At 70.7% G+C, this 7,574-nt stretch carries 8 protein-coding genes and 1 pseudogene; 3 read left to right on the plus strand and 6 right to left on the minus strand.

The window, feature by feature from the left end:
* Positions 1-255: 255 nt before the first annotated feature.
* Together ACH4LD_RS37425 and ACH4LD_RS37430 are read right to left on the minus strand one after the other, a co-directional pair.
* A complete protein-coding gene (locus ACH4LD_RS37425) occupies positions 256-1,125 on the minus strand; it encodes a class II glutamine amidotransferase (protein ID WP_398058628.1) in 870 nt (289 codons plus the stop codon).
* 279 nt (positions 1,126-1,404) lie between these two features.
* Positions 1,405-2,322 carry a helix-turn-helix transcriptional regulator gene (locus tag ACH4LD_RS37430; RefSeq protein ID WP_398058627.1) on the minus strand — a complete coding sequence of 306 codons (918 nt, stop codon included), beginning with the start codon at positions 2,320-2,322 and terminating at the stop codon, positions 1,405-1,407.
* 219 nt (positions 2,323-2,541) lie between these two features.
* Here ACH4LD_RS37430 and ACH4LD_RS37435 point away from each other — a divergent pair, with 219 nt between their 5' ends.
* Both ACH4LD_RS37435 and ACH4LD_RS37440 read left to right on the plus strand, forming a co-directional pair.
* Positions 2,542-3,519, plus strand: coding sequence for an aldo/keto reductase (locus tag ACH4LD_RS37435; protein WP_398058626.1), 978 nt, complete (start codon positions 2,542-2,544; stop codon positions 3,517-3,519).
* A gap of 50 nt (positions 3,520-3,569) precedes the next feature.
* A complete protein-coding gene (locus ACH4LD_RS37440) occupies positions 3,570-4,601 on the plus strand; it encodes a zinc-binding dehydrogenase (protein WP_398058625.1) in 1,032 nt (343 codons plus the stop codon).
* Between the two features lie 312 nt (positions 4,602-4,913).
* On the opposite strand, the gene ACH4LD_RS37445 is transcribed toward ACH4LD_RS37440, so the two are convergent.
* The 4 genes and pseudogenes from ACH4LD_RS37445 to ACH4LD_RS37460 all read right to left on the minus strand — a co-directional run bounded on the left by ACH4LD_RS37445 (position 4,914) and on the right by ACH4LD_RS37460 (position 6,373).
* Positions 4,914-5,471, minus strand: a complete 558-nt coding sequence (locus ACH4LD_RS37445; protein WP_398058707.1) for an NAD-dependent epimerase/dehydratase family protein — start codon at positions 5,469-5,471, stop codon at positions 4,914-4,916.
* Positions 5,450-5,671: pseudogene (locus ACH4LD_RS37450) on the minus strand (NAD-dependent epimerase/dehydratase family protein); the annotation flags it as partial. The pseudogene ACH4LD_RS37450 and the gene ACH4LD_RS37445, both read right to left, overlap by 22 nt.
* Positions 5,638-5,937, minus strand: a complete 300-nt coding sequence (locus tag ACH4LD_RS37455; protein ID WP_398058624.1) for an SDR family NAD(P)-dependent oxidoreductase — start codon at positions 5,935-5,937, stop codon at positions 5,638-5,640. The pseudogene ACH4LD_RS37450 and the gene ACH4LD_RS37455, both read right to left, overlap by 34 nt.
* A gap of 73 nt (positions 5,938-6,010) precedes the next feature.
* Positions 6,011-6,373 (minus strand): hypothetical protein, encoded by a 363-nt coding sequence (locus ACH4LD_RS37460; RefSeq protein ID WP_398058623.1) that lies wholly within the window; start codon positions 6,371-6,373, stop codon positions 6,011-6,013.
* Positions 6,374-6,493: 120 nt separating this feature from the next.
* Between ACH4LD_RS37460 and ACH4LD_RS37465 the strand changes: the two genes are divergently transcribed.
* A complete protein-coding gene (locus ACH4LD_RS37465) occupies positions 6,494-7,300 on the plus strand; it encodes an SDR family NAD(P)-dependent oxidoreductase (RefSeq protein ID WP_398058622.1) in 807 nt (268 codons plus the stop codon).
* The last annotated feature ends 274 nt before the right edge of the window (positions 7,301-7,574 follow it).

A 7,574-nucleotide genomic window follows, 5' to 3' on the forward strand; every position in this document is an offset into this window, starting at 1 on the left:
TGCCGCACGGGTGAGGGCGGTGGTGCGACCTACGTACGTGAAGCGGCCCTTCTCGTCGCACCGGCCGAGCGGCAGCGTCCGCGGGGCCGTCAGGGAACCGGTGACCGCGCCGACGACAGCCTCACTCGTCTCGCGGACTTCTGCTTCGGCCCGGGAAACGTGAAGCTGCCCGCGTCCGCCCGGAGTCGCATGGTGACTTCCGCAGTTGCAGCCCGGTGGCCGGCCAGGCCCCTGGTGGCTGCGGCGCGGGCACCCTCAGGCGGGTTTCTGGGAGGCGGCTGCGTCGGGGTGCAGGTCGCCGAGGGTGAGCTGGTGCGCCGGGGGATCGGGGAGGACGACCTGCCGGGTGAGGCGGAGGTCGGGGCCGACGTGGAGCAGTTCGCCGGGCTCCATCTCGCGCCAGTGCGGGTTGTCGTCCATACGCTCGCTGGCGACGACCACGGCGGGGTGCTCGGCAAGGTGAGACGAGTGGATGCGCATGCGGCCGTGGGTGCCGCTGTGGTCGAGATGCCGGTTGCCGTGCTGCCCGCCCGCCTGGCGCTGGAGGACGTAGAGGTGGTGGGTGTTCGGGTAGCGCAGCGCCCACAGTTCCTCGCGGGTGATGAGGATCAGGTTGATGGCGTAGACGGGCAGGTTGCCGGCGATCCATTGGGCGGCGTGCCGGATGCCCTCGGTGACGTCACCGCCGTGCCGCCGTGTCTCCCGGGTGACCAGGGCGAAGAACCGCTCGGAGTCGGTGTCGCCTTTCACGAGTGACCGGTCCTCGCCCAGGTGCTCGTCGAGCTTGTCCAGGCCTTCGATGACCCCGTTGTGGGCGAAGAGACGCTCGTCCTGCTCGAAGGGATGGGTGTTGCGTACGTCCAGGCTGCCGGTGGAGGCGAAGCGCACGTGGGCGATGAAGGTTGCCGACTCAACCTCGCGGGCCGCCTCGGCGAAGGCACGGTCGTCGTAGGCGGCGACGGGGGACTTGTCGATGCGCGGGGTGCCTTCGGCGGTGAAGTAGCCGAGGCCGGTGCCGTCGGGCTCGCGGTGGCTCTGTCGGCTGAGACTGTCGGGGGCGTCCAGGAGCCAGAAGGTGGCGCGGGTACGGCGCGGGGCGCTGCTGAGGCCGAAAAGACGGCACATGGCATTCCTCCAGAGGGGTCGGCCGGCCCTGAACGCATACCGCGGGGTGGCCCTGCCTGCGCACGCACACGGAGCCGAACGGGTGACCTGATCACTGGCCGTCTGCGTATACCGCGTGGGCGGGGCGCTGGTGTGCTGAGACGGTGCGGGCCGCGTGTCATGTCCAGAGGCTGGGCGCGGGTCTCACGGGCCAAGGCATACGGCATGCATCCGACCGGCATTCCTTCACCCGTCTCACGTCGGGGGGCCAGGTCACGCGGTCTCAGGAGCGTGGCTCCCTCAGCGGCTCGGGGACTGCGACTGCGGTCCGGTGGTCTTGGGGGCCGATTGTTCCGTCTGCCGTGGTGCGGTCAGGTCGAGGAGGAGCAGGGCGTCGTGGTCGGGGGTGCCGGGTTCGGCGGTGTAGACGCCGATGCGCTGGCCGGGGGTGCCTTCCACGTGCAGGGACTGGGACGTGAGGGTGAGGGTGCCGACCTGCGGGTGCTGGAACGTCTTGTGAGCGGGTTTGCGTCCGGTGACCTCGTAGCGTTCCCACAGTCCGGCGAAGTCGGGGCTTTTGAGGAGGAGTTCGCCGACGAGGTTGGTGAGGTCGGGGGCGTCTGGGGCGGTGCCGGCGACGGCTCGCAGACGGGCGACGCAGGCGGTGATCTGACGGTCCCAGTCGGGGAGCAGGTCGCGGGCCGCGGGGTGCAGGAAGAGGTAGCGGGCGAGGTTGCGGTGCCTGACGGGCCAGTCGTCCAGGCCCGCGTACAGGGCGAGGCCGCCGGGGTTCGAGGCGAGCACGTCCATGCTGCGGCTGATGACGTAGGCCGGGTTCGGACGCAGCGACTCCAGCAGCAGCTTGAGGTGGGGACGCACGGTGCGGCTGGGCGCGGGCGGTGGTTCGGAGACGTAGCGGGCGGCACGGGCGGCGAGCTCGCGCAGGTGCTGGTGCTCCTGGTCGTCCATGCGCAGGGCGCGCGCCAGGGAATCCAGCACGGCCGGGCTGGGGCGGGTCTCCTTGCCGCGTTCCAGACGTACGTAGTAGTCGATGCTGATGCCGGCAAGGGTGGCCAGCTCCTCGCGGCGCAGGCCGGGAGTGCGGCGTATGCCGGCGCCGACGGTCAGGCCGACGTGCTCCGGGCTGGTCTGGGTCCGGCGGGCGCGCAGGTAGCGGCCCAGCTCGGCGCCTTCGCTGTGCGCACTCTGGGATGCCATGACTCCAGTCTCACGTGTCGCGGATCCGCCGCGCAGCCAGGAGGGGGGCCCTGTCATTACCCCCGAAGACCTCGCCCTGCCACACCGGCGCGATCCGGGCCAAGGTGAAGGAGCAAGACGCCGGCACCCCGAGCGGCACGAGTGGTCAGCGCAGGCACAGCCTGCCTGCCTGGACGACGATGGGGGTGCCGTGCGACGCCACGACGCGAAGAGGGCGAGATGCGGTACATCAAGCTGCGTGACCTTGAGGTTTCCCGGATCGGGCTGGGCGCCATGGGCATGTCCCACGGCTACACCGGATCGGGCACGGACGACGCGGAGTCGATCAGGGCCGTGCACCGGGCGCTGGAGCTGGGCGTCACCCTGATCGACACCGCTGAGATCTACGGCCCCTACACCAACGAGGACCTGCTGGGCAAGGCGCTGAAGGGCCGCCGGGAGCGGGTCGTGCTGGCCACGAAGTTCGGCCTCGTCTCGCACGGCGGCGACGGCCCCTGGAACCTCGACTCCAGCCCGGCCAACATCCGAACCGCGGTCGAGGGCTCCCTGAAGCGGCTGGGCACCGACCACATCGACCTGTACTACCAGCACCGGGTCGACCCGAACACGCCGATCGAAGAGACTGCCGGCGCCGTGAAGGAGCTGATCGACGAGGGCAAGGTGCGCGCCTTCGGACTCTCGGAGGCCGGCCCGGACACGATCCGTCGCGCCCACGCCGTCCAGCCGGTCACCGCCGTCCAGTCCGAGTACTCCCTGTTCACCCGCGGTATCGAGGAGCGGATCCTGCCGGTGCTGCGGGAGCTGAACATCGGCCTGGTGCCGTTCTCCCCGCTCGGCCGGGGCATTCTGACCGGCACCGTGCGCTCCACCGACCAGTTCGACGAGGACGACTTCCGCCGCGGCAACCCCCGTTTCACCGGCGAGAACTTCCAGCACAATCTGGCGCTCGCCGACGAGGTCAAGGCCCTGGCCGACGAGGCCGGTGCCACGCCCGGGCAGGTGGCGCTGGCCTGGCTGCTGGCCCAGGGCGACGACATCGCCCCGATCCCCGGCACCAAGCGCGTGGCCCGGGTCGAGGAGAACACCGCCGCCGACGCCGTCACCCTCACCGCCGAGCAGCTCGACCGGCTCTCCAGCCTGCCGCCTGCCGCCGGCGCCACTCACACCGAGGCCCAGGCCCGGATGCTCGAACGCTGACACCGCCCGTTGCAGCCCCGGCCCACCCCTCTTTTGGAGCGATCCCTCTCATGCGTGCAGCAGTGATGTACGGAGCCGGCGACGTCCGCGTCGAGGACCGGCCCGATCCCAAGATCGTCCAGCCGACCGACGCGGTGGTCCGCGTGGTCGCCTCCTGCGTGTGCGGCAGCGACCTGTGGCCCTACGGGTCCATGCCCGCCACCGACACCGGCCGCCCGATGGGCCATGAGTTCCTCGGCGTCGTCGAGGAGACCGGCACGGACGTGACCCGCCTCAGGACGGGGGACCTTGTCGTCGCACCGTTCACCTACAGTGACAACACCTGCGACTACTGCGCCAAGGGCCTGCACATCTCGTGCCGCAACGGCGGCCGGTACGGCTTCGACGGTGTCGACGGTGGTCAGGGCGAAGCCGTCCGCGTCCCGTATGCGGACGGCACCCTCGTGAAGCTGCCGGTGGCCGCCGACGACTCCACGCTGCTGCCCTCGCTGCTGGCGCTGTCCGATGTGATGACCACCGGCCACCACGGCGCCGTGACCGCAGGGATAGGCCGCGGTGACGCGGTGCTGGTCGTGGGCGACGGTGCGGTCGGCCTGTGCGCGGTCATCGCCGCCAAGCGGCTCGGCGCCGAACGGATCGTGCTCGCCGGACGCCACGAAGCCCGCACCGATCTGGGCCGCAGCTTCGGGGCCACCGATGTGGTCGCCGAGCGCGGCGAAGAGGGCATCGCCCGCATCCGCGAGCTGACCGGCGGCGTGGACAAGGTCATCGAGGCCGTCGGCACCCGCCCGGCCCTCGACACCGCGCTCGGCGCGGTACTCGACGGAGGCACCATCAGCCGCCTGGGCGTCCCCCAGTACGAACAGGGTCCGATGGGACCGGCCGAGTTCATGCGCAACATCACCCTGACCGGCGGTGCCAGCCCCGCCCGCGCCCACATCCCGGAACTGCTGCCCGACGTCCTGGACGGCACCATCGCCCCCGGCCGCGTCTTCGATCACACCTTCCCCCTCGACCGGACACCGGATGCGTACCGGGCCATGGCCGGCCGTCAGGTCCTCAAGGCCCTCATCCGTCCCTGAACTCGAACCCGTTGCCCGGCAGAGGACTTCCGCCCAGCGACAGCCCGGGCGACTGGCCGGCGCCGCCCCCACCTGTCTCGATGTCCTGGCCGGCCGGATCTTCGCGCGGCCAGTGCTGCGACGAGTCCCGCCGTTTCTGTGACCGCAAGCGCTCGCGCGCTTGACATCTCCGTCAGGAATCGGTGGGGACGTGGTCGCGCCAGCTGTGCCGGGGGGTGAGGCCCAGACGCTCCTTGGCGGCGGCGTTGGAGAGCAGGGGGGTGCGGGCACCGAGGTCGCTCCTGACCGGCACGTGGGGAAAACGCGCCTTGATCAGGTCGGGGGTGGGGATGGCATGACGGTGTCGTCGGCGACGATGAGGAAGGTCTCGAACCCGCGGGGCTGGTAGTGCAGGGCCTTTTCGATCGCGGCGCCGGTGTCACGGCCGTCGATGTAGGGCCACAGGTCCCAGCTGCGCTCGTCGATGTCGTCGGCGAAGCCCGGGTAATCGGCGCACTCGTCCTCGTTCTGGACGTAGGACAGGCGCAGCGCGCTCACCCGCAGCTCGGGGTCGTTCTTGGCGTACTCCTCGGCGATCTGCTCGATGACCACTTTGCTGAGGCCGTAGGCGTCGCGGCCGCGGCGCGGAGAGTCCTCGTCCAGCGGCAGACAGGTGATCGACTCGTCGAAGGGTACGCCCAGGACGGTCTCGCTGGAGGCTACGACGATGTCGCGGAGCCCGAGCCGGTGGCACGCCTCGAAGACGTCGTAGGCGGCGGTGACGTTGTTCTTGAAGTCTCCGCGTTGCTGTACATGCGGGGGTGGGGGATCGCGGCGAGGTGGACGACGACGTCGAAGGCGCGGTCGACGGTGTCGCCGCGGATGTCCCAGCCGACCGAGCCGGGAGCGTCGAAGGTCTGTCCGTAGTCGGTGAGGTCGGCAACGATGGAGAGGATGTCGTCACGGCCGGGCGGCTGCCGGTCGATGCCGACCACCTCGTGCCCGGCGGCCACCAGAGCGTCGACGGCGTGCCTGCCGACCTTGCCGTTGCAGCCGGTCACGGCGACGCGAAGAGATTCCTGCGGGGACATGATGCTCCGTTCCGGTAGGTCCTGGTGGGGTGGGGATGGCGCCACAAGTCCGCCATCGGCAAGGGACAGAAGAGGTCGGCGCGGAGCGGACAGACGCCGGCACCCTGGCCGCGCAGGCGCTCGGCGACGGTGTCGATGGAGTCGCCGCGGCCGGTGCCGATGACGTCGTGGCCGCGGGAGGCGAGCCGGCGGGCGATCTCGGTGCCGATGCCCTTGGAGGCGCCGGTGACGGATGCGAGGGGCCGGTTCGCGGGCGTGGCAGGCACGATCACTCCTCGTCCATGAGCTGTGCGAGGGGAGGCGGCGGGGCCGCCGGCCCGGGCGGAACGCCGCGGTGGCCTACGCGTGGGGGGAGTCCTGTCCGGCCGCCTGGTCCGGTCGCGGCTGGGCTGCGTCCTTGCCGACGGGGGCGGACTGGGCGTACCAGCTGGCGAGGATGCGCAGTTTTTCGAGGTCGTCGTCCGTTTTGCCGGCGTAGACGAAGAGGATCTGGTCGGGGTCGCCGGGCAGGGAGAGGGCTTCGTAGGTGATGTCGAGGCGGCCGACGACGGGGTGGTCGAACCGTTTGCTGCCCCAGGTGCGTTCGACGACGGTCCGCTCGGCCCACCAGGTGCGGAACTCGGGGGACACCGAGCGCAGTTCGGCGACGAATTCGGCGATCCGCGGGTCGTGGGGGTTGCGGCCGGCCTCGGCGCGCAGCACCCCGGCACCCTGGGCGCCTCGACCAGCCAGCCGACGTCACCGTCGACGGCATCGTCATCCACCCCACCCGCCAGCACTGGTGAACCCACCCCCAGCCCCACACGGAAACGGAGCACACGCATGAGCAGCACCGCCTCCCCCCGCCCGCTCGCCCTGGTGACCGGGGCCTCCGCGGGCATCGGCTACGAACTCGCGACGCTGTTCGCCATCAACGGCTTCGACCTGATCGCCACCGGCCGCGGCGAGCACACCGACCAGGCAGCGGCCGACCTCGCGCGGCACGGCGTCCACGTCACACCCGTGCGCGCCGACCTCTCCCAGAATGAGGGTGTCGAGACGGTGTGGCGAGCGGTGCAGGAGACCGGCCGGCCGCTCGACGCCGCGGTCCTCAACGCCGGCCGCAGCATCGGCGGCGCCTTCCTGGACACCGACCTCGACGACGAACTCTCCCTGATCCAGCTGAACGTGGCCTCCGTCGTCCACCTGGCCAAGCACGTCGCCCGGCACATGGCCGGCAACGGTCGCGGCCGCATCCTGATCACCTCGTCGCTGTCGGCGACCCTGCCCACCCCCTACGAGACCGTGTACGGGCCCTCCCGCGCCTTCACCCGCATGTTCGCCCTCGGGCTGCGCGAGGAACTCAAGGAACACGGTGTCACCGTCACCTGCCTCATGCCCGGAGCCACCGACAGCGACTTCCACGCCCGCGCAGGCATGAACAACACCGCCTTCGGCCCCGGCATGAAGAAGAACAACCGTGAGCAAGTCGCCCGGCAGGGGTTTCTCGCCCTGATGAACGGACGTCCCGAGGTCGTCGGAGGTGACGCCGCCACCAAGCGCACCGCCATCGAACACCGCTTCCTGCCCGAGACGTACAAGGCCGCCCGTCACGCTGCCAAGGCCAAGCCGCGTCCTGAGCACTCGTAGGTGAACCGTCCGGGCAGCTGGACCTGGACGAGATCGCGCCCCTCCGATGCCCGGCGCACCACCTCGCGCGAGGCGAAGGTCGTCCGATGCCCGATCGTGATCCACGGGTGTACAACCCCGTGTGCATCACGGCTGTCTGAGAACGCGCCGGAGGATGAGTGGTCTCCGGAGGATGAGTGGTCTCCGGCGCCTTTCGGTACAGAGATCGGGGATCAAGTGGGGAAGAAGCTCTGGAGAGTTGTCGTGGCCGGTGGCACGGCCGCTGTGGTCACCG

It is taken from the genome of Streptomyces sp. NPDC017676, assembly GCF_044329325.1.
Classification (GTDB): Bacteria; Actinomycetota; Actinomycetes; order Streptomycetales; family Streptomycetaceae; genus Streptomyces.